Annotated in this window: 20 protein-coding genes and 1 riboswitch; of the genes, 9 read left to right on the top strand and 11 right to left on the bottom strand. The window is 40.0% G+C overall.

The genetic code is table 11. The features are described 5' to 3' along the window. Positions 1–171 precede the first annotated feature (171 nt). The 8 genes from C5469_RS04360 to rluE form a co-directional block, all read right to left on the bottom strand. Positions 172–1293 (bottom strand): ribosomal protein uL16 3-hydroxylase, encoded by a 1122-nt coding sequence (locus tag C5469_RS04360; protein WP_166302809.1) that lies wholly within the window; start codon positions 1291–1293, stop codon positions 172–174. Positions 1294–1376: 83 nt separating this feature from the next. Then, positions 1377–2840: a two-component system sensor histidine kinase PhoQ gene (gene phoQ / locus C5469_RS04355; RefSeq protein ID WP_166303010.1), complete on the bottom strand. Its 1464-nt coding sequence runs from the start codon at positions 2838–2840 to the stop codon at positions 1377–1379. Positions 2841–2859: 19 nt separating this feature from the next. Further along, the gene (gene phoP / locus C5469_RS04350) at positions 2860–3528 is read right to left on the bottom strand and encodes a two-component system response regulator PhoP (RefSeq protein ID WP_166302806.1); all 669 of its coding nucleotides are present in this window, start codon (positions 3526–3528) and stop codon (positions 2860–2862) included. A 239-nt stretch (positions 3529–3767) separates the two neighbouring features. Beyond that, the gene (purB, locus tag C5469_RS04345) at positions 3768–5138 is read right to left on the bottom strand and encodes an adenylosuccinate lyase (RefSeq protein WP_166302803.1); all 1371 of its coding nucleotides are present in this window, start codon (positions 5136–5138) and stop codon (positions 3768–3770) included. Positions 5139–5161: 23 nt separating this feature from the next. Then, positions 5162–5803 (bottom strand): high frequency lysogenization protein HflD, encoded by a 642-nt coding sequence (gene hflD, locus C5469_RS04340; protein WP_166302800.1) that lies wholly within the window; start codon positions 5801–5803, stop codon positions 5162–5164. A 2-nt stretch (positions 5804–5805) separates the two neighbouring features. Continuing rightward, the gene (mnmA, locus tag C5469_RS04335; RefSeq protein WP_166302797.1) at positions 5806–6909 is read right to left on the bottom strand and encodes a tRNA 2-thiouridine(34) synthase MnmA; all 1104 of its coding nucleotides are present in this window, start codon (positions 6907–6909) and stop codon (positions 5806–5808) included. An 84-nt stretch (positions 6910–6993) separates the two neighbouring features. Further along, positions 6994–7443 carry an NUDIX hydrolase gene (locus C5469_RS04330; protein WP_166302794.1) on the bottom strand — a complete coding sequence of 150 codons (450 nt, stop codon included), beginning with the start codon at positions 7441–7443 and terminating at the stop codon, positions 6994–6996. Continuing rightward, on the bottom strand, positions 7436–8065 hold the full coding sequence (rluE, locus tag C5469_RS04325) for a 23S rRNA pseudouridine(2457) synthase RluE (RefSeq protein ID WP_166303007.1): 630 nt from the start codon (positions 8063–8065) through the stop codon (positions 7436–7438). Before rluE ends, C5469_RS04330 begins: the two co-directional genes overlap by 8 nt. A gap of 139 nt (positions 8066–8204) precedes the next feature. Between rluE and icd the strand changes: the two genes are divergently transcribed. The 5 genes from icd (at position 8205) to C5469_RS04300 (ending at position 16358) form a co-directional block, all read left to right on the top strand. Further along, positions 8205–9458 carry an NADP-dependent isocitrate dehydrogenase gene (gene icd / locus C5469_RS04320; protein WP_166302791.1) on the top strand — a complete coding sequence of 418 codons (1254 nt, stop codon included), beginning with the start codon at positions 8205–8207 and terminating at the stop codon, positions 9456–9458. A 130-nt stretch (positions 9459–9588) separates the two neighbouring features. Further along, entirely contained in the window at positions 9589–10038 is a 450-nt protein-coding gene (locus tag C5469_RS04315; protein ID WP_166302788.1) for a DUF16 domain-containing protein, read from the top strand. Between the two features lie 2239 nt (positions 10039–12277). After that, positions 12278–13741, top strand: a complete 1464-nt coding sequence (locus C5469_RS04310; protein ID WP_166302785.1) for an alanine/glycine:cation symporter family protein — start codon at positions 12278–12280, stop codon at positions 13739–13741. Positions 13742–13994: 253 nt separating this feature from the next. Then, positions 13995–14822: an N-acetylmuramoyl-L-alanine amidase gene (locus tag C5469_RS04305; protein ID WP_166302782.1), complete on the top strand. Its 828-nt coding sequence runs from the start codon at positions 13995–13997 to the stop codon at positions 14820–14822. 1035 nt (positions 14823–15857) lie between these two features. Then, positions 15858–16358 (top strand): DUF2165 family protein, encoded by a 501-nt coding sequence (locus C5469_RS04300; protein WP_166302779.1) that lies wholly within the window; start codon positions 15858–15860, stop codon positions 16356–16358. A gap of 267 nt (positions 16359–16625) precedes the next feature. On the opposite strand, the gene yidA is transcribed toward C5469_RS04300, so the two are convergent. Then, positions 16626–17432: a sugar-phosphatase gene (yidA, locus tag C5469_RS04295; RefSeq protein ID WP_166302776.1), complete on the bottom strand. Its 807-nt coding sequence runs from the start codon at positions 17430–17432 to the stop codon at positions 16626–16628. Between the two features lie 91 nt (positions 17433–17523). After that, on the bottom strand, positions 17524–17907 hold the full coding sequence (locus C5469_RS04290) for a helix-turn-helix domain-containing protein (protein ID WP_054478268.1): 384 nt from the start codon (positions 17905–17907) through the stop codon (positions 17524–17526). 287 nt (positions 17908–18194) lie between these two features. Between C5469_RS04290 and mgrB the strand changes: the two genes are divergently transcribed. Together mgrB and C5469_RS04280 are read left to right on the top strand one after the other, a co-directional pair. After that, entirely contained in the window at positions 18195–18365 is a 171-nt protein-coding gene (gene mgrB, locus C5469_RS24205; RefSeq protein WP_339413664.1) for a PhoP/PhoQ regulatory lipoprotein MgrB, read from the top strand. A gap of 250 nt (positions 18366–18615) precedes the next feature. Further along, positions 18616–19995, top strand: coding sequence for an amino acid permease (locus C5469_RS04280; RefSeq protein ID WP_166302773.1), 1380 nt, complete (start codon positions 18616–18618; stop codon positions 19993–19995). Between the two features lie 61 nt (positions 19996–20056). Here C5469_RS04280 and pagP read toward each other — a convergent pair whose 3' ends face one another. Next, complete coding sequence (pagP, locus tag C5469_RS04275; protein WP_166302770.1) at positions 20057–20680, bottom strand: lipid IV(A) palmitoyltransferase PagP; 624 nt, start codon at positions 20678–20680, stop codon at positions 20057–20059. A 600-nt stretch (positions 20681–21280) separates the two neighbouring features. On the opposite strand from pagP, the gene cspE reads away from it, so the two are divergent. Beyond that, positions 21281–21490, top strand: a complete 210-nt coding sequence (gene cspE / locus C5469_RS04270; protein ID WP_015833897.1) for a transcription antiterminator/RNA stability regulator CspE — start codon at positions 21281–21283, stop codon at positions 21488–21490. Between the two features lie 115 nt (positions 21491–21605). Then, positions 21606–21698, top strand: a riboswitch (TPP riboswitch). Between the two features lie 45 nt (positions 21699–21743). Beyond that, the gene (gene thiD, locus C5469_RS04265; RefSeq protein WP_166302767.1) at positions 21744–22541 is read left to right on the top strand and encodes a bifunctional hydroxymethylpyrimidine kinase/phosphomethylpyrimidine kinase; all 798 of its coding nucleotides are present in this window, start codon (positions 21744–21746) and stop codon (positions 22539–22541) included. Positions 22542–22578: the final 37 nt, after the last annotated feature.

Below are 22578 nucleotides of genomic sequence, written 5' to 3'. Positions count from 1 at the left end.
GCCAACAAAGCAGCAGCTTGAAAGATGAAGGGTATATAACAATAATTAATGCAACTTGTGGTAACTGCCTTTTAATCGGAAGTTATGATTAAAAGGCAGTAGATTAATAGTCGAGTTAGAAGTTAAACAGAATTAATGGACTTTTGGACGACTCTGTTTAGATTCACCTTATTAATCATTAAAGTACCAGTAACCACTGTTTATTAATGCAGTGAGCAGGCTGATAAAACGAACATCATCTATCGCTTCACCAAGCATTTCGGCATTAATTTCATAGTGGTGGCAAAGAACGTCAGTAGCATTAATATGAGGTGTATCTATTAATTCGCCGTTAACAAAGCATTGGTCACCGATTCTTATAACCCGTAATCCATTAAGACGATGGAAATTTTCGCCTTGTTTCATTAATTCATAAATTTCATCGCTTTCATAAGGTGGTTCTGGTGGGGCAATATCAAGCTCATGCCGTGACTGAGAGATAAATTCACCAAACCATTGTTGGAAAGTTTCGGGTTGTGTCAATAATTCACTCATCATTGAGTGTAGTGCGGATAGCTCATCTTTTTGCACCAATGCCGGGTTGTCGCGTAAAGTCAGATTGGGATCACTGTAGCGATAGCCTCCTAAATCATTAGCTAGTAGGTAATCAGCAAAACTACTGAATAGCTCACGGGTATTAGGTGCACGAAAACCAACTGAGTAATTCAGTGAATCTTCAATGGTGTAGCCTTCATGTGGAAATCCGGGTGGAATATAGAGAATATCGCCTGGCTCCATCTCTTCATCGATGATGGCATCAAATGAATCGACTTGTAGCAGATCAGGATGAGGGCAGTGTTGTTTCATTGGCACTTTCTCCCCAATGCGCCAGCGACGGCGTCCCATTCCCTGGATGATAAATACATCGTATTGGTCAAGATGTGGGCCAACACCCCCGCCAGGAACAGAGAAAGAGACCATCAGATCGTCCATGCGCCAGTCAGATAGCACACGGAATGGTTGCATTAATGCAGAGGAGGGATGATGCCAGTGGTTAACCGCCTGTACCAGTAATGACCAATCTTTTTCACCTAAATGATCGTAACTTTCGAATGGACCATGGGAAACATCCCAACGGCCATTTTTCTGGCTGACCAAGCGGCAGTCAACTTCATTTTCCATAGCCAAGCCAGCCAGTTCATCGGGAGTAAGGGGATCAATGAATTGACGAAGACCTTGTTTAATCAGCAGAGGCCGTTTTTGCCAATGATTTTGTAAAAACGCCTGCCAGTCCAGATTCAACTGATAGTCCATAGTGACATCCTGAGTTGAGGTGAGTTTTAGGATATTATAACGAAATAGTTAAATTGAGTATCAGACTACACAGGCATATTTGGCTAATCGTCATCATTAATTTGCTGGCAACGGAATATAACGCAAATTCTGGCGCCGCCAAGCGGACTGTCACTGATACTGATATCTCCTTTATATTGTTCGATGATTTCAGAAGCAATGGATAATCCAAGCCCCTGACCCGGTTGTAAGGTATCGACACGTTGTCCCCGCTGGAAAATCATTTCCCGTTTATTAATAGGAACACCAGGTCCATCGTCATCAACAATGATCATTACCGAATCATGATCCATAGTTGCGGAGACCTCGACAAATTCAAGGCAATACTTACAGGCATTTTCCAGGACATTGCCCATGACTTCCATAAAGTCATTTTTTTCACCAAGCCAGGTGATTTCCGGCGATACATCTAACGTGAGACTGACTCCTTTGCGTTGATAGACTTTGGTTAAAGCGCTGCACAAACTATCCAGTAAAGCCGGAACAGAAGAAACTTCCCGCATAATGATACTATTATCACCGCGCATACTGGCACGGTGCAAATAGTAGCCTATCTGCTGAGAAATACGGCCTATTTGTTCAAGCATGATAGGTTCCGCCTGTTCAATGGTCATCTGCTTACTGCTGCGTAAAGAACGGAGAGTTGATTGTAAAACAGCTAGCGGTGTTTTCAGGCTGTGTGTCAGATCAGCCAGTGTTGTGCGGTATTTTGTATAGCGGTTGCGTTCATTATTGAGCAGAACATTGAGGTTACGAACCAATCCCCGCAGCTCAGCCGGTGGATTCTCATCCAATTTTTCTCGCTCACCTTTTTCTAACGAGCTGACCTGATGAATAAGCGATTTGATTGGCCGTAAACTCCAGTGAGCTGCTAGCCAGATTAATGGAATAACCAGAATAAGGTTGGCAATCAATACATAGCCGAACCATTCCCACACCAGAACTGTTTTCTGTAAGTCCTGTGGAATGGTATCAATCACTACGATAGTCAATTCTGGCAGATGTGTTGTCGCATTATATCTATTAACGGAAACGGAATGGGTTAGCTCGTTATCTTCATTTTCGTCGAGAGCATTAAGTTTGCCTAATTGCCCCTGCATATTGGTCGAGTCTTTTAATAAGTCTCGACTGCTTTTCAGGTCAGTATCCAGTTCATATAAACCATCTTCCTTCAACCATTCACTCGGGATAGATCTTTCTACTTTTGGGATATGGCGTTGACGCCAAAGGATAGTGCCTTTGTTGTTATAAATTAGAACCAATGACGGGTTATTTAGGGTGAAATTGGGTGGTACTGAAATATCCAGCTTATTGTTGTTCCACTGAGCAAGGCTGAAAAACAAGTTACTCTGACTACGTAATAATGTATAAGCGGTTTTGTCGAAACTGACCAGGTAACCGACAATAGCAACAATACCATAAGACATTGTCAGAGCCAGAATGACTGCGGCAGTCGCCATTAAAAACCGGGTACGGAGTGAAAAAGGTTGCTTTTTACGTTTAAGCACTTTTTTACACATTAAAATTTTATACATCAAAGCGATAGCCTTGGCTGCGAACAGTCACGATAGCTTCATAAGGCCAAATATCTTGTATTTTCTTTCTTAACCGCCCGATTAAAACATCAATGGAATGGCCTTCGCGCAGTTCAGCATCGGAATATAATTGACGCATTAATGACTCTTTAGTGACAATTTTGTCGCTATTACACATCAATATTTCAACAATTTTATATTCAAAAGCCGTCAGTTTGAGACTTTCACCATAAATTGTTAATTCCTTGCGTGACAGATCAATCCTGAACGGGGGAAATTCAATAATTTGGGAAACCAGCCCATTATTACGGCGCAGGAGTGCCTGCATACGGGCAATGATTTCCTCAAGATGAAATGGCTTGGTGACATAGTCATCCGCCCCGGCATCAAGAACGGTGACTTTTTCCTGCCAGCTTTCACGAGCGGTCAGAACAAGAATAGGGAGTTTCTCATCTTTCTGGCGCCAGCGACGGATCAGACTCAAACCGTCTTCTCCGGGCAAACCAAGGTCAACAATAGCGATATCGGGTTCGCTCTCTGCCAGATAGTAATCAGCTTCTTTAGCATTTGCGGCAGCATCAACCAGATGACCCGTGTCACGAAGTTGTACCGTTAAATGGTGGCGTAGTAACATATTGTCTTCAACAATCAATATCCGCATGGAATATTCCTTCTAAACTCCAACAAGCAGTATATGATAACAGGTCATTAAGACTGTTATATAGACAAAACTGCTAGCAAAAAATTCAATACAATAGACTCACCAAACATGTTAGATACATGGATATGTAACAGCAAGACGTCAAGTGGAAATATAGAATATAACTTTGATGTGTGTTTGGGATTGGTTTATATAAGGGTAGTAACAGACGGATGTTTTATCCGCCTGTGGAAGATCGATTACTTCAATTCATCAACCAGAGTAATTGCACGGCCAATATAATTTGCCGGTGTCATTGCTTTCAGACGTGTTTTCTCTTCTTCGGGTAAATCCAGTCCATCGATAAAGGTCTTCATCCCTTCAGCATTGACACGTTTACCGCGGGTAAGTTCTTTGAGTTTCTCATAAGGCTTTTCGATACCATAGCGACGCATAACTGTCTGGATGGGTTCAGCAAGCACTTCCCAATTCTGATCCAACTCATCTAACAGGTGTTGTTCATTGACTTCCAGCTTATTTAAGCCTTTCATCGTAGCTTGATAAGCGATCAGAGCGTATCCCAGACCAACACCAAGGTTACGCAAGACGGTTGAATCTGTCAGATCACGCTGCCAGCGGGAAACGGGTAATTTACTGGCCAGATGACCCAATACCGCATTTGCCAGCCCCAGATTACCTTCGGAGTTTTCAAAGTCAATTGGGTTGACTTTGTGTGGCATAGTGGAAGAACCGATTTCACCAGCAACTGTTTTCTGTTTGAAATGGTTAAGAGCGATGTAGCCCCAAGTGTCACGGTCGAAATCGATTAGAATCGTGTTGAAACGGGCGATGGAATCGAACAATTCAGCAATATAATCATGAGGTTCGATTTGAGTCGTGTATGGATTCCATTTGATGCCAAGTGAAGTCACAAAAGTTTCACTGAACTGATGCCAGTCAACTTGTGGGTAAGCAGCTATATGGGCATTATAATTACCTACTGCACCATTGATTTTGCCTAATATTTCGATTTGTTCCAGTTGGCGATACTGGCGTTCCATCCGGTAAGCGACGTTTGCAAACTCTTTACCAACAGTGGAAGGTGTAGCCGGTTGGCCGTGAGTACGAGATAACAGAGGTAAGTCTCGATATTCACCCGCCATTTTTTTGATAGTATCAATTATCTGACGCCATTGCGGTAAAAGGACTTCTTCACGGGCTGTTTGCAGCATCAGCGCATAAGACAGGTTGTTGATATCCTCAGAAGTACAAGCAAAGTGAATAAATTCGGAGACTTTATGTAGTGCAGGAATATGTGCAATTTTTTCTTTCAGAAAATATTCCACTGCTTTGACATCGTGGTTGGTGGTGCGTTCGATAGTTTTGATACGCATTGCATCCTGTTCATTGAAATTTTCGATAATTTCATCCAGGTAAGCGTTTGCGTCTGCATCAAAAGCAGGGACTTCTTTAATTTCAGCACATTCTGCCAGTTCTTGCAGCCAACGTACTTCAACCTGCACGCGGAATTTTAGTAGGCCAAACTCACTAAAAATGGCACGTAATGCGCTGACTTTGTCGCTGTAGCGGCCGTCAATTGGAGAAATAGCAGTCAGTGAGGATAATTCCATTGGTAGCAACTCCTGGGTTTTATTTAACAATGAGCAAGAATATCTTTCGCCTGTTGTACCAGGCGTTGACGAGAAAACATTAATTGCAGGCGACCGCCGCCAACCTGCTGCCATAAGACGGCGCAACGGACTCCAGCTAGCAGAATAGCCCGGACTTTCGCCTGTACAAGTGGATTGCGCAGAACGTCAGGGGAACCCGTCACTTGGATACGTGGGCCAAGTGGGCTGACGACATCGACGTAAATACCCGCCAATGCGTTGAACATACCTTCTGACATTGGCTTAAAATATGCCTGCTGACGTTCTAACAGATTAATACGGTTACCAAGCTCATCGGAAGCTTCCTGATGTTTATTCAGACGGCGTTCCAGTGCCATAAGACTTAACATATAGCGGGTAAGATCGGCGGAAACACTATTATTACTATTACCGTTATTACCGCCATTAAATATCCCCAGCATTGCGTCCAGCCCGATACGCAGATTGTGTTCATGATTGCCAAATACATCTAAAACAGATGCCGGGTTAGTGTTCAGGATGCTATTCACCATAGTTGCAACAGCATCGGTATCACACTGGTTTTCATGGGCAAGTTGTTGTACCAGACGACTTGACTGGCAAATTCCTGCCAGTGCTAGTGTAATATTGTAATAATTCTTTGCCACAATTACTCCTGCAAACGTTGTTCAATCACGCTACCGCCAAGACAGATTTCACCCTGATAAAAGACCGCTGATTGGCCGGGTGTAACTGCGGTGACGGGGTTAGCAAAACGTACTTCTATTTTATCTTCGTTTATTGGTGTGACAGTGCAAGGAATATCCTGCTGACGATAGCGTGTTTTGGCCATGCAATGGATTTCTTCAGTCAATGGTTGTCTGTCTACCCAATGAAGCTGTTGGGCAATAAGGCCGGTAGACATCAGGCGAGGATGTTCATGCCCCTGAGCGACGATCAGCATGTTATTTTGAATATCTTTATCTATTACGTACCACGGCTCTTCGTTGCCGTCCTTTGTACCACCGATTCCCAAACCTTTACGTTGGCCGAGTGTATGGTACATCAGCCCTTGATGTTTACCGAGGATTTCACCATCCACAGTAACAATCGGGCCAGGTTTGGCGGGTAAGTAACGGCCGAGGAAATCACGGAATTTGCGTTCACCAATAAAGCAGATACCTGTGGAATCTTTTTTCTTTGCTGTCACCAAACCGATTTTTTCAGCAATACGGCGAACTTCCGGTTTTTCTAATTCACCGATAGGAAACAGACTTTGAGCAATTTGCTGGTGGCTCAAGGTATATAAGAAGTAGCTCTGATCTTTATTATTGTCGAGCCCACGTAGTAACTGGCTTTTTCCGTTAATATCCTTGCGACGAACATAATGACCTGTAGCGATGTAATCTGCCCCTAAATCTTCAGCGGCGAATTCCAGAAATGCTTTAAATTTAATTTCTTTGTTGCATAGAATATCTGGATTAGGGGTTCTGCCTGCTTTATATTCAGAAAGGAAATGTTCGAAAACATTATCCCAATATTCGGCAGCAAAATTGACGGTATGAAGTTCAATGCCCAGTTTGTCACAAACAGATTGGGCATCAGCCAGATCTGTCGCGGCTGAACAGTATTCTTCATTATCGTCCTCTTCCCAATTCTTCATGAACAAGCCAGACACTTGATAACCTTGCTGTTGTAATAAGTGTGCGGAAACGGAAGAATCTACACCGCCGGACATGCCGACAATGACTTTTTTCTGGCTGTTATCTGACATGGGAATCTCACTGGAGAAAAAAACAAGCGCCGTACTTTAACACGTTGCAAGCGAGGGTGCATCAAGCGCATGACTGTTTTACTGCTAATTGAACGACGCGGCATAATTATCCAGTATCGTAAGAGGGTGTTTTTTATTTTGCAGATAACAGAGGATACTTTCTGCAACAAGTGGAGAACGAAGACAGGTGCTGTTTAGTATTTGTTCTGCCGTAACCCAGTGGCAGCAGTCAATATCATTGTCTTGTGGATTGGTGGCTATTTGTTGCTCCATTTCAACCAGAAATAGAAAACGGATAAATGGTGTGTTGTCTGGTGCAACCCACTGATGAATTTTCAGCAACGCTTGTGGCGTAGCCCGGATACCGGCTTCTTCCCATAATTCACGTTCTGCTGCCTGTAATAGTGTTTCATCGGCTTCAAGATGACCAGCCGGTTGATTCCATAATGCTTTGCCATTAATTGTCTCTTCAACTACCAGGAATTTATTCTGAGCATGGACAATACAGGCAACTGTAACATGAGGGCTAAACAAAATTGATCTCCTTCCATTCACCGGGTTTAATTTCGCCTAATTGTAAGGTTCCCATACTAAAACGAATCAGTCGAAGTGTAGGAAAACCAATATGGGCTGTCATTCTGCGCACTTGACGGTTTCGGCCTTCATGAAGTGTGATTTTTAACCAGCTTACCGGAATACTTTTACGTTCGCGAATTGGGGGATGACGAACCCAGAGCCAGGTTGGTTCATGAACTAACTCAGCACCTGCGGGCAGAGTAAGCCCATCTTTTAGGATGATGCCCTTACGTAGTTTATCGAGTGATTCTTCATCTGGAATCCCTTCAACTTGAACATAATAAACTTTGGCAGTTTTTTTACCCGGTTGGGTCAGTTGTGCTTGAAGTTTACCGTCATTAGTTAAAATCAATAATCCTTCACTGTCACGATCCAGACGTCCGGCGGCATAAACATCAGGAAACGGGATAAAGTCTTTCAGCGTGGTTCTGCCCATTTCATCAGTGAACTGGGGTAAAACGTCGTAAGGTTTGTTAAATATCAACACTCGGCGAGGTCCTGTTAGTTTTTTGACAGAATTTGATATTTTTCTTTGGCTGAATCGGTTAAGTTTGTGTTTTTTAACAGGGAAATTTGTCATCATAGGTCACTGAGCAAAAAGGGAGGGATATTATACATTAGTCTGCTATTGATTGGCGTTCGCAGAATATTCAAGTAGTATTGACACGTCCCTTACAAAAAATTAACAAGGTATTACGCTTACTTGAAAGGAGAGGTTAATGGAAAGCAAAGTAGTTATTCCGGCGGAAGGTAAAAAAATAACAGTCGACGCTAAAGGTAAACTGGTTGTTCCGAATAACCCGGTCATCCCTTATATTGAAGGGGATGGGATTGGTGTCGATGTTACCCCTGCAATGCTGAAAGTTGTCGATGCAGCGGTTCAGAAAGCCTATCAGGGTGAGCGTAAAATTTCTTGGATGGAAATCTACACGGGTGAAAAATCTACTCATATCTATGGCAAAGATGTTTGGTTGCCGGATGAAACTCTGGATCTGATCCGTGAATACCGCGTTGCCATCAAAGGCCCTCTGACGACGCCGGTTGGTGGTGGTATCCGCTCCTTGAATGTGGCATTGCGTCAACAATTAGATCTGTATGTTTGTCTTCGCCCGGTTCGTTACTACCAGGGAACGCCAAGCCCGGTTAAACAGCCTGAGTTGACGGATATGGTGATCTTCCGTGAAAACGCTGAAGATATTTACGCAGGTATTGAATGGAAAGCGGGTTCTGCTGAAGCGGATAAAGTAATTAAATTCCTGCAAGACGAAATGGGGGTGAGTAAAATCCGTTTCCCACAACAATGTGGTATTGGTGTGAAACCATGCTCTGAAGAAGGCACTAAACGTCTAGTCCGTGCTGCTATTGAATACGCAATTGATAATGACCGTGAATCTGTGACTCTGGTTCATAAAGGCAACATTATGAAATTCACCGAAGGCGCTTTTAAAGACTGGGGTTATCAGTTAGCTCGTGAAGAGTTCGGTGGTGAATTGCTTGATGGCGGCCCTTGGGTGAAAATTAGCAACCCGAAAAATGGTAAAGAGATCATTGTCAAAGATGTGATTGCAGATGCTTTCCTGCAACAGATTCTGCTGCGCCCTGCTGAATATGACGTTATCGCTTGTATGAACCTAAATGGTGACTATATTTCTGATGCGCTGGCTGCTCAGGTAGGTGGTATTGGTATCGCTCCGGGCGCAAATATTGGTGATGAATGTGCTCTGTTTGAAGCCACTCATGGTACTGCACCTAAATATGCTGGCCAGGATAAAGTGAACCCAGGTTCAGTTATTCTTTCCGCTGAAATGATGTTACGCCATATGGGTTGGACAGAAGCCGCAGATCTGATTGTTAAAGGTATGGAAGGCGCGATTGCCGCGAAGACCGTGACTTATGATTTTGAGCGCCTGATGGAAGAGGCTAAGCTGTTGAAATGTAGCGAATTTGGTGACGCTATTATCCAGCATATGTAATCTGAAATTGTCAGACACCTCCACGGTAGTTAATCCTTCTGTGGAGGATGAACGTTTCAAATTTTGCAACTCACGTATGGCAGGGTGTATACTAAGGTTAATATTTGTTCTGTCCGATACGGAGGGTAAGATGAGTGATTCAAATGATAAAAAAATAGAATTTAGTACAAGTGATGTTCTGAACGCTCTTTTGCATCGAGGGCAGAATATGCAACATCTTGCGACTCAGGAAAGTGTTGATAATTTGCGCCGCGAGAGTGAGTCCTCCTTTGCGTCACTTAGATCTGATATTGACCAGCGGTTCGAGTCTGTTAACAAGCAATTTGAGTCTGTTAACAAGCAATTTGAGTCTGTTAACAAGCAATTTGAGTCTGTTAACAAACAATTTGAGGTTATTCACCAACGATTCGAATCTATTGATAAACGCTTCGAGTCTGTTGATAAGCGCTTCGAATCTGTTGACAAACGTTTTGACAAACTTGAAGGTAAATTTGACCGTCTTCAATGGTCTATTGTTGCTGCGGCGCTAGCGCTGCTTTTCAAAGAGTATATTTTTAAGGCGGCGACTTTGATCCAGTAACTTGCAAAATTTCGTAAATTGCGGTTAGTCATTTTTTCACCTATTATTTTTTCCTCTTCTTTATAACCTTTGCTACGGTATGTTCCGGTTTATGCTGGAATGGTACTGTAGCTGTGTGTATAACTTCATATGGACTGGAAAAAAACTGTTGACCCCAAACTTCATAGATATCTCGTTTACTGATTAACGAGCTGTCTAGAGCAGTCTTGGTGGTAGAACTCTATCTACTTTAATAATTTTTTGTGAATTATTTCCAATTTGCACAGACTTGATTAGATTGTCATCAGTAAGGTATTCCTTTGCTATAGTTGGAATAGTCATTTTTATTTCAGATTTTCCGATGAGCAATAGACAGGGAACGGAATTTATAACTGAATAATTAATTTAATAGCTTTTAAAAATCTTTTTTATGGGTGAGATTAGGTCGAAACCGCTAACGGGAGTGTGTTCTCCCGCTGTTTTTATAACTATAAATATAATACTTATTGTATAATATTTGAAATTTTATTATTTGGTTATATTTTCCTTATTAAGGATTTTTTCATATTCCTCCCAAACGACAGATAATGGTGAACTTAAACAGCAAATGGATATTGAACCTCCCGATGGAGGGTGATATTCATATTTAGATCTCCCACGATAGACTCTTATAGGTAAATTGTTATCAGTGGGATTCTTCCTTTTTCTTCTTAACATCATTCATAACCTCAACGTATATTGTTTAAATTATGTATTCAGAATAAAAGTGAGATATTTAAGCAATATTAACTTCATAGACATATTTTTTTTGTAAAAGATAACAAATGAAAATATTAGCAGTAGATAATAAAAGATCCAGTCTTATGTTGCATATAAGAGAAGTTTTTTCATATTTTTTTACAAATATAATTTCAATTGTAAATTATATTTTATTGTAATTAATTTGTTCTGTTATGCAAGTGTGAGTAAAATATTGATCATGGTTATGTATGATTGAGTTAAGTGTGTGTTTTCATAGGCTAAGAAGCCTGCAATTAGTCGTGTAAATATTAGCTTGGGAAAATTTTAATGTTTAAAGGTAAAACAATTGTTGCAGTAGATGGCAGCTATGATTTTGATTAGGTTATCTTGGTATGGTGAGTTGTTGAACTTCGTGCCTGTATTTATAAAGTACAATTATGCTGGTGACTCAGCTTTGGGAAAGCCCAGGATAATGATATTATTGTAATGGTTTTAGTTTGCAATATATCTGGTTTCATTCAACTTCTATTGTTCATCAGGAGAATTCTTCACAAACTTGATAAAGTATTCCATCTATCTGGCAGGAAATCAAATTTTTACTTATACAACCGGAAAATTGTCAGATAAATATTATTTATTTCTGAGGACCAACCAGAGAACAGAGAGTATTCTTTATAATAAATATCTTGTTATGTCAATTCTATTGTAATTTGATTTTAATATGCTTGTGGGAATATTGGATAATAATCTTACAGGAAATACTATAGGGGAGATATTGGATATATTAGAGGTGCTCAGAAAGTAGCAAAACAAGCGAGGATGTATTAATTATAGTCAGATAAAGAGGAGTATTCATTGAGATGATATTTCCTACGTTAACATTATGGCATTGACATTTCGTTGTGATCTGATAAGGAGTGGTGAGTTATCTTTTTGATTTTTTTAGTGTCTTATATGATGAATCTCGTTATGTGAAATTTTTTATAATTAATTACGATTTTTTTCTTAAAGCTGATAATCTGCTCACAAAATTAATCACAATATCTTATTTCTGAATTTTTTTTCTTGATATTGATTGCTTGTTGATTTAATTAAAAGCGATTCATTAGTACAACTCCTTTTATTGTATGGAGCAGAGCAATCAGTTTCATAAATGAGTTTCATATATGTAGCTTATTGAGAACCATCGACAAGAGGCATCGCTAATGACTAATGTAATGTATAGATGTTACTGACGGACAATAGTTGATTGAATAACGTAATCTATTAACTGGCGGTCAAGAGTAGTACATCAAACATTCATTTAATCTGATGGATAATGTAAAAAGATCAGTAAACATTACACATCAATTTCAAACTTGTGTTACATTCATAGCGTTTTTCTGACCAGTATCTCTGTGTTCTTTTCATACAGCATTGTATTACTTGTTAATTATAAAGGCATATTAAGCGCAATGAATTCTGCCGGATACGATTTTATGGTCAGACTGGGTTTGCTAATTATAAGGGGAAAAATATCTTGACGGAACTGATTAACTTTTTTAACAACATCCTTTGGGGCTCCGTGTTGATTTATCTTCTTCTTGGGGCTGGTGCTTACTTCACTATACGTTCAGGTTTTATACAGATCCGCCATTTTGGGCATATGTTTTCGGTATTGAAAAATAGTAAAAAATCTGACAGTGCAGGTATTTCGTCATTTCAGGCCCTATGTACCAGTTTAGCTGCGCGAGTAGGTACAGGTAACCTTACTGGTGTGGCGATCGCTTTAACAGCTGGTGGGCCTGGCGCCATTTTCTGGATGTGGGTTGTTGCTCTGATTGGGATGGCGACCTCTTTTATAGAGAGCACACTTGCTCAGCTGTACAAGACAAAAGACGATAAGGGGAATTACCGCGGTGGCCCGGCCTATTATATGGAAAAAGGGCTTGGGGTACGCTGGTTGGGCATTCTGTTCTCCATATTCCTTATTATTGCTTTTGGTCTGGTATTTAATGCTGTTCAGGCAAACTCAATTGTTCAGGCTGCGGTTTTTGCCTTTGATTTTAGCCCATTATATGTAGGTATTGGATTGGTTATCTTGAGCGGGATCATTATTTTGGGTGGTTTGCGTTCGATTGCCAGAGTTGCGGAGTTGGTTGTTCCTTTTATGGCGACCGCTTATCTTATCTTGGCGTTTTGGGTCGTCGGTCATAACTTTGAACGCATGCCAGAAGTCTTTGCATTGATCTTCAAATGTGCGTTTGGCTTACAGGAAGCTGTTGCAGGAACTGTTGGTTATGGTGTTGCGCAGGCGATGACGCAGGGTGTTCAGCGTGGGTTGTTTTCAAATGAAGCCGGAATGGGGTCAGCGCCTAATGCGGCAGCATCAGCTTCTCCGTATCCTCCTCATCCAGCATCCCAAGGGTATGTACAAATGCTGGGCGTTTTTATGGATACTATCGTTATCTGTAGTGCTACCGCTGTCATCATCCTTTCATCGGGTGTGCTTGATGGCAATATTTCAGGAATAAGTGGAATAGAGCTGACTCAGCGGGCATTATCTTCAGCAGTAGGCGATTGGGGGTCTGAATTTATCGCTTTAGCTATCTTCTTTTTCGCTTTCACATCAATCATTGCGAATTATGCTTATGCGGAAAGTAATATTGTCTTCCTTGAACGTAATCACACAGCGGGTTTGATAATCCTCCGTCTAGCGGCATTAGGTATGGTGATGTTTGGTGCGTTGGCTGAAGTGCCTTTGGTTTGGAAAATGGCTGATTTATCTATGGCATTGATGGCAATCACTAATCTGACCGCTATTTTGCTGCTTTCCGGTGTCGCATTTAAACTTGCAAGAGACTATAACCAGCAGAGACGTGCTGGGAAGCTACCGACGTTTGATATCAATCAGTATCCTGAAATTCAGCAAAAGGTTGAAGTTGGTATTTGGGAAGAAACTGCAAGTCGTGCCCGTTCGACTCAAATGGCTGACCATAAGTGAAAGACCAGAGCAAAAGGTATGGTTAACGATATTTAATGATGTAGAAGCGATTACCTTTCGCGTTTAACTTTTCATTTGTGTGCCTTATTCCCATTTGCCTATGGGAATAAGGCATTTTCCTTGATGTGCCACATCAAGAACAAAATCCATAGCTTATAAAAAAAACCATATAAAACATAAATTTTATTTTGTATTCATTTGATTTCTTTGTGTTATTATCTTGTTTTCAATTAATAGGTGGAACAGGGAGATTATGAAGAAGATCATATTAGTTGGCTTATTCATGCTATTAGCCGGGTGTTCTAGTCAGCGTCATCTGGAAGATAGGGGCACTTATAAAGTTGATAGCTCCTTTCCTTCACAAAGTCAGAATGACCGGATAAGGTTTTTGGTATTTCACTATACCGCTGTCAATGACGAAGATTCTTTACGTATATTAACTCAAGGTGGTGTCAGTGCTCATTATTTGATTCCATCATTACCGAATTATGTGAGAGGGAAACCTGTCATTTTGCAGTTGGTTCCTGAAGATAAAAGGGCATGGCATGCGGGTGTTAGTGCATGGAATGGCCGGAAAGACTTGAATGATACCTCTATTGGAATTGAAATTGTCAATAAAGGATTCACGGAAAGGTTGCTTGAGAAAGAATGGTATCCATTTAATGAGCAGCAGCTCGATCTATTAACGCGTTTGGCAAAAGATATTATCCAGCGTTATGACATTGAACCGAAAAATGTCATCGGTCACAGTGATATTGCTCCGCTGAGAAAGTATGACCCAGGTAGACTTTTTCCTTGGAAGAGGTTGGCCGAACAAGGTATTGGTGCATGGCCTGATGATGCGACTGTTGAAAAATACATGGCCGGTAGAAAATGGAATGCAAAGGTTTCTGTTGAGTTAATACAGAAAACATTAGAAAAATATGGCTATACCATTCCACAAACGGGTGTACTTGATGAAGATACTCGTAAAACAATCAGTGCATTCCAGATGCATTTTAGGCCAGATGACATCAGTGGTAATCCTGATGCACAAACTGAGTCAATAGCTTTGGCGTTGGTTGAGAAGTATAAAAGATAGTTTTGATATCAGAGTAAGATCATGTCACAGAAGTAACTTTATAAAAGTGGCTTTTGTGGCATGGTTTTTCTGATAATCAGTATTATAAATTTTCATGGTTTATTCTTCGAACTCATCTTTACTTTATTTTAATCTGTTATCACTGTTTACCCCGACGATTCTTAATCGAGAATTATCAGTTCCCGCTGTATTGAATCCAGATCTCTTTCGTTATTTTTAATAGTTAATTATTTCAACAAGGGTAAAAATAGGATATTGCTAAATGGTCAGATATTCAGTAGTAATAAGATGATAAGTTTTCTTTATCTAAGTAATAGTCGCTTATTTTATAACGACTATTACCAATAGGTAAAATTAAATAAAATTCATGATATATAGGATCAAGATTACCTTTTATCATTGTTTTTTCTTGCAGGGAGAGTAAACGCAAGAATAATTCCGACAAGGCTGATAAGTGGTGAATACATGATTATTCTGTCAGAAAGATAGTTTGGTAAGACACTGCATAGATAAATAAAAATAGATATTGGCCAGCCATATAACCCCGTACTATTAAACCTGAAAGCTGTTTTCATGATCAAATAGTAAACAGTGGCGAAGGAGCACATCGCCCATAAGCCAATCGAAATCATGTACAACCATATTGATAATTCATATTGCATATAGGAGGCATAATTGTTTTCTGCCAGATAACCAGAGAAGAAAATCAGCGCTCCGAGAATAACCGCCGCTGTAATAAAGCTGATAATATAATCTATTCTACTCAGTTTTTGCCTGAAATAGCTTTTTATTGCATTAAACAGAGAATCATCCATAAAGAATAGTCAGGTAAATAAATATTAAATAGATAATAACTGATTTGATGATGGTATGAACAGAAAAATATAAATCCCAAATTGGATAGAAATATCCTAAAGATAATCATACGATTGAATATGTGATAATAAGGTGATGATTGTTAAGTTATATGATAGTTTGTAGGCTTTGTGATCTTGGTAGTGCTTAAGTTATTCTTATTCTTTAAGGACTCAACAAATGATTATTCGCTTATCTAAAGCTCTGACTGTCTGTGCAATTGCCTTGTTTGCTACATTGGTCGCTTTTGGCAACATTACAGATTATGGTACTAATTTCGCATTTGTACAGCATGTATTCATGATGGATGCTGTTTTCCCTGATACTGCCATTACTTATCGAGCAATCAATTCACCTGTATTACATCATATTGGTTATATTGGAATTATTTTTCTAGAAACGCTTACCGCGGTACTGTGTTGGATCGGTGGTATTCTCTTACTGGCGAATTTAAAATCTAATGCTGCTGTCTTTAATAAGAAGAAAGCTATTGCGATAGCTGGCCTGACTTTGGGTTTTCTGACTTGGCAGGTGGCATTTATGTCAATTGGAGGTGAATGGTTTGGGATGTGGATGTCTAAACAATGGAATGGTGTATCCAGCGCTTTCCGTTTCTTTGTAACTATCATTCTGGTATTGATTTATTTGGTTCAACGTGACAGAGAATTAGGTGAAGAATAACTGCCTATTGAGATAGAAGCAGTAATGAGGTGGGGCATTCTTGATGAAGCCCCAACCTCATATATTTCTGAAAATCTAACCTGCTTATTATTCAGTCAGAGGATGCATTCAGGCTTCGGGATCTTATTGCTTTGCCCAATAGCAGAGTAAAAATGAAACAAGCATGGTAACAAATTAGAATAACTAAACGAAATTTTTCCGTTTAGTTATATAATTTAAGATTAAATAATTATCAGTAAATTTTTTTGTTTTATAAAATAAGCTACTTTATAGGAACTTATTTATCGCTATTGCTACTCCATCTTGTTCATTTGTTGCGGTAATAAATTGAGCGATATCTTTAACACTTTGTTCGGCATTCCCCATTGCAACACCAACACCGGCGAATTCGATCATAGCTAAGTCATTATTGTGATCACCGATACACATAATTTTATCTCTGGTGATACCCAGATGATCAGCGATGGCTTTGATAGCAGTGCCTTTGTTGACTTCTTTGCTGAGAATTTCTAGAAAATAGGGACTGCTCTGCATCAACGTATAGTGTTCATAAGCGTCTACTGGAATGAAATTAATAGCATCACTGAGGATGTTTGGATGATCTATCATCATTAATTTAGTGAAATGCATCTCGTTGTCCATTTCATTAACAGGACAATAAATTAGAGGCGTGTCGGTGAGGAAAGCTTCTCTGACGGTATATGGACTGATATCACGGTTGGCAGTATATATTTTATTAAATTCTAAAGCATGAAGATGAACGCCAATTTCACGGGAGAGTGATTCAAAAAACAGATAGTCTTCAAAATCCAATAAATTTTCTAGCAAATGTTCACCATCATTTGCCTGATGGACAACACTACCATTGTTACTGATGCAGTAACTGCTAGTTTCGTTCAGCTCTAATTCCTGTAAGTATCGCTGGATGCCAATAAAAGGCCGACCAGAAGCCAGAACAATATGAATTCCTTGTTTTCTGGCATAATGAATAGCTTGCTTGACTGGGGGAGTGATCTGATGACTTTCGTTCAGTAAAGTGCCATCAAGATCAATGGCGATCAATTTTATTGACATTTCTCTCTCCTGAAAGCCTGATTAGGTACCGCTGCTTTGTTGTGTAATTTGTAATTCCCGCTTAAAGGCGTTTCTTTTCCTGATGATAGTGTCATGAACAGCTATTGGCGAAGTGAAGAGGTAGTTTTACCTCAAGCTCAATATCTGGGTTCTGCCGGAAATCATAAGGTGTTATGCCATACTCTTTGCGGAACATGTAAGTAAAATGAGACTGTGAACCAAAGCCAAAATCCAGGGCGATATCGAAAATAGACAAAGAGCTGTTTCTTAGAAGGTGAACAGCACCAGCCAGACGTCGTTGGCGGATATATTTGCCAAGAGAAATTCCAGTAATTTCCTTGAATATCTTCTGCATATGCCAAAGCGAATAGCCAGAGTAAGCTGCCAGTTCCTCCAGATGGATTACCCGGCCAAGGTGATTCTCAATCCATTTGCTGAGAGCGTATACAAGTGCTAAGTGATTATCCTGTGGCATTAACAATTTCGTTCTGGTTGAAAGTGAAAAGAAGTATACACAACTTTTTTTAAATATGACAAAGCGTTGGCATAGTGGGTGAGATTGTAACTAAATGTGACAATTGATTTTTTTGTTTTAGTGAATAGAATCCCTATAATTCAGTACTTGTTTAATTCGTTTTGGCGTATTTACTGGCAGGGTACGGTGTCAGTGTGATTTCTCCACAACAGAAGCACCGGATGGATATTTTTCTTATTTTCATTACTGTAAAATATAATTTCTTGAATTTATTCTTTATGTATTGAGTGCTGATTAAGCTTAAGGAAATAGAATTGGACATAAAAAAAACCATTGCAATTTTAGTATTACTTGGAATATGTCTGTTCTTGTACTTGTTGGCTTTGGATCGTTACTGTGATCAGGGTGAAAAGTTTGATTCAGGTATATGTTTTGTGACCCGATATCTTCCTTTCTGATTAGTTGTTGATACTCATCAGTCATTCTCCCTTGCTGTATCTGTGCTAACATATATGTTCAGTATCCACCTTTTAAGGCTAGTATTTTGTCTGCTTTGAGCAAAGCAGATATACCCAATAGATTTCAAATTGCAGCGCGGCGGCAAGTGAACGCAGTCAACAAAGCAGCAACTTGGAGGATGAAGGGGATAAATGGGAATCGGTTGTTTTCCCACTCATAACAAAATAAAAGTTGCAGCAAGAGGACAAAATGGCAGGACAATCGCAGCAATCAACACTTAAACGCGGTTTAAAAAACCGACATATTCAGCTTATTGCCTTAGGGGGAGCTGTCGGGACTGGGTTGTTTCTCGGTATTGCACAAACCATAAAAATGGCAGGTCCCTCCGTACTTTTAGGATACTCGATTGCAGGTTTTATCGCATTTTTGATTATGCGTCAGCTGGGAGAGATGGTTGTTGAAGAACCAGTAGCTGGATCGTTTAGTCATTTTGCATATAAATATTGGGGAGATTTTCCCGGTTTCTTATCGGGGTGGAATTACTGGGTAATGTTTACTCTGGTCGGAATGGCAGAATTAACGGCTGTGGGAATGTATATTCATTACTGGTGGCCTGATATTCCGACTTGGGTATCTGCGATGGTATTTTTTGTTTTAATCAATAGCGTAAATTTAATTAATGTTCGATTATATGGTGAAACAGAATTTTGGTTTGCAATTATTAAAGTTGCTGCAATTATCTGTATGATTATTTTTGGCGCTTATCTATTAGTCAGTGGTAATGGAGGTCCACAGGCCAGTATCACTAATCTTTGGCAATATGGTGGTTTTATGCCTAATGGGGCTTCTGGTCTTATTATGGCAATGGCTGTGCTTATGTTCTCTTTTGGTGGACTGGAATTGGTTGGCGTTACAGCTGCTGAGGCAGAGAACCCACGAATTAGCATTCCTAAAGCAACTAACCAGGTGGTATATAGAATACTGATTTTCTATATTGGTTCTCTGACTGTGCTACTGTCGCTTTATCCGTGGAGTTATGTTGTTGAAGGTGAAAGTCCATTTGTAATGATTTTTCATAACCTGGATAGTTTCTGGGTGGCGAATATTCTGAATATTGTTGTTTTGACTGCTGCATTGTCTGTTTATAACAGCGGCGTATATTGTAACAGCCGTATGCTGTATGGTTTAGCAAAGCAAGGTAATGCTCCTAAGATTTTAACGAAAATTAATAGGAATGGAGTTCCGATTAGGGCTATCGTGATATCTGCGTTAGTAACCTCAATTGGTGTATTAATTAACTATGTGATGCCAGGCAAAGCCCTTGAGTTGCTGATGGCATTGGTAGTAACAACGCTGGTTATTAACTGGGTCATGATTTGTATGGCTCATTTAAAATTTCGGGCACAGAAAGTTAAAGAGGGTGTAGAACCATCGTTTAAAGCATTCTGGTACCCATTCAGTAATTATCTGTGTTTGGTTTTCCTTGCCTTTATTCTTGTCATTATTTTGATGACAGAAAGTATCCGTATTTCAGTCATTCTGATGCCATTCTGGATTAGTGTTTTATGGATTGGATTCCTGATATCTCGTTCCCATCGGGATAAATTGAAAACAATGAACCAAGGATAATGTAATACCCGGATTGTCACTATCAAACACCAGACTGATATAATAGTCTGGTGTTTTGACGTTACCATTGCCAGCGTAACCAAGCGAAGAATACGTTGCCGTTATTATATGTGCCCGGAATGTATGTTCCTTGAAATGATAGTCGATCATATTCTACAGAGAACAGTGGTAATGGGAGTGGAATAGGGACATAGTAATAATCGTGACGAGCTGTAACACTCAGAGTAAAACCAACACCCAGCCGGAAGCCATCTAAATCACCCGGTATCCACATTTTCTGAAATCCATAGCCAATAATGGGCTCCAGGCGGTTATGAGAATCCATAAAAGCCATTGCGTAGAGGGAATGCCAATCATTGTCTCTGTCATAGCGGTATTTACCATAACCGAAACCCCAGGGACGTTCATTATATTTATCGGTCTTCTCTTTATCGTAGGTATATCTGTTATGCCAGGTAATTGCTGGAAGATAAAATTCATTGTTGGGCGCATCCCAGGTGAGGGCAACATTATTGTTGAATGTTTCCCACAAGCTATCTGAGTGATTGCTATAACCAGTTGATGTGTTGGCTGTCGTCGTCGTTGATGATTTACTGGCGGTATCTGCTGTGGTTGCAAGCACTGCCCCGGATGAGACTAAAAGGGTTACTGATAGGGTATAAGCTGTGGTCAAATCAAACTTCATTATTTATTGCTCCAATCCCCCGACGACATAAATTGGGGGGATTCCTTCGAGTTATATAAAATATGACAAACATCTAAATTCAGGAATTCTACTCTTGCTATTCTTAATAAAAGTTAAACGAAAAATAAATATTAAGATGTTATATGTATTAAATGGCTATATTTGATACTCATATTTTAGCCGATGGATATTGAAAATGTGTTGATTTTTTTTCACTCAAAAGGGGGAGATTGGCGCAGATAGACATAGCATAGATATAAAAATTCTAATAATAAGATCGGCAAAATAAATTAAAATTATTTATGTTATCTGCGGTTTTGTTGAGTGGATAAACTGTAATCTAATTAGGATAACCTTGGATTTTCAAATTTTTGCAGTTATGTTAAACAATAATTGTTGTTAAGAATTTTAAATATGTGCGTTAGCTCTATAGCTGATAAAAAATGGCTTGCCATCATATTAAGAATATGTGATAAATCGTTCGGGTAAACGAGGTACGGTTCTGTTATACGGTTCTGTTAATAACAGCAACTCGCTCTGGTTTTTATGTTGCGCCAAAATGGCGAATTAGAATTAAGTGATCCAAAGGAAATTCTTAAAATGGCAAAAATCACTGGTACTGTAAAGTGGTTCAACGAATCTAAAGGTTTTGGTTTTATTACTCCAGCTGATGGTAGCAAAGATGTGTTTGTACATTTTAGCGCTATTCAGAGCGATGGTTTTAAGACCCTGGCGGAAGGTCAAAAAGTTGAGTTTGAAATTCAGGATGGCCAGAAAGGTCCTTCTGCGGCAAATGTCACCACAGCATAACTTCTTTTCGTCGATCGTTTTTGATTGACAGAGTAAATTTTGTTGTCTGATTTATTGTTTATTGGCAACAATGACATACTGATATCACCCTGTTAGTTATCTGATAGGGTGTTTTTGTTTTGACTCGGGGCGCTTTTAACTGAGCTGAGATGAACCCGTAATACCTGATCTGGATAATGCCAGTGTAGGGAAGTCATGGTGTCTTCTTCCTGATACCTGCTTTATCTTTTGCTGGTTGGAAGGGGTAATTATATTGAGAATCAATACGCTGACAATTGCTGGAACTGATCCTAGTTGTGGTGCTGGCATTCAGGCTGATCTGAAAACTTTCTCCGCGCTTGGGGCCTATGGCACAACAGTAATGACAGCTCTTGTTGCACAAAATACTTGTGGTGTGCAGTCTGTCTATAACATAGATCCCGCTTTCGTTGCTGCACAACTGGAGTCTGTGCTGTCAGATATCAGAATCGATAGCGCCAAAATAGGCATGTTATCTAATGCGGCTAATGTTGCAGTGGTTGCAGATGCAATAAGTCGTTATTCAATCCCTTATATTGTATTGGATACGGTAATGGTTGCGAAAAGTGGAGATCCGCTTCTGGTACCGGAAGCAGTTTCCTTAGTTGTTGAGCAATTATTACCTAAGGTTTCGTTGATTACGCCAAACTTGCCAGAGGCCGCAACTATGCTGAAATGTTCAGTTGCAAAAACTGAAACAGAGATGCAAAAGCAAGGGCGTGAATTGTTATCGTTGGGATGTGAAGCGGTTCTACTTAAAGGCGGTCACCTTATAGACTGTGAAAGTCCTGACTGGTTATTTACTAGTAATGGAGAATGGCGTTTCACTGCTCCCAGAATCAACACACGTCACACTCATGGTACAGGGTGTACTCTTTCCGCTGCATTAGCTGCTTTGCGCCCACGTTATTCAGATTGGCAGACGACGCTTCCTGTAGCCAAATCTTATCTCCAGGCTGCGTTAGAGCGTGCAGATTCCCTTGAAGTAGGAAAGGGAATTGGGCCGGTACATCATTTTCATCAGTGGTGGTGAGAGTAACTATTGAAGGTGATAACGAGTAAGACGTCTG

The sequence above is a fragment of the Photorhabdus cinerea genome (assembly GCF_011189575.1).
Lineage (GTDB): Bacteria > Pseudomonadota > Gammaproteobacteria > Enterobacterales > Enterobacteriaceae > Photorhabdus > Photorhabdus cinerea.
The sequence above is the reverse complement of the archived record's forward strand: the minus strand, read 5'-3'. Positions and strand labels throughout refer to the sequence as shown.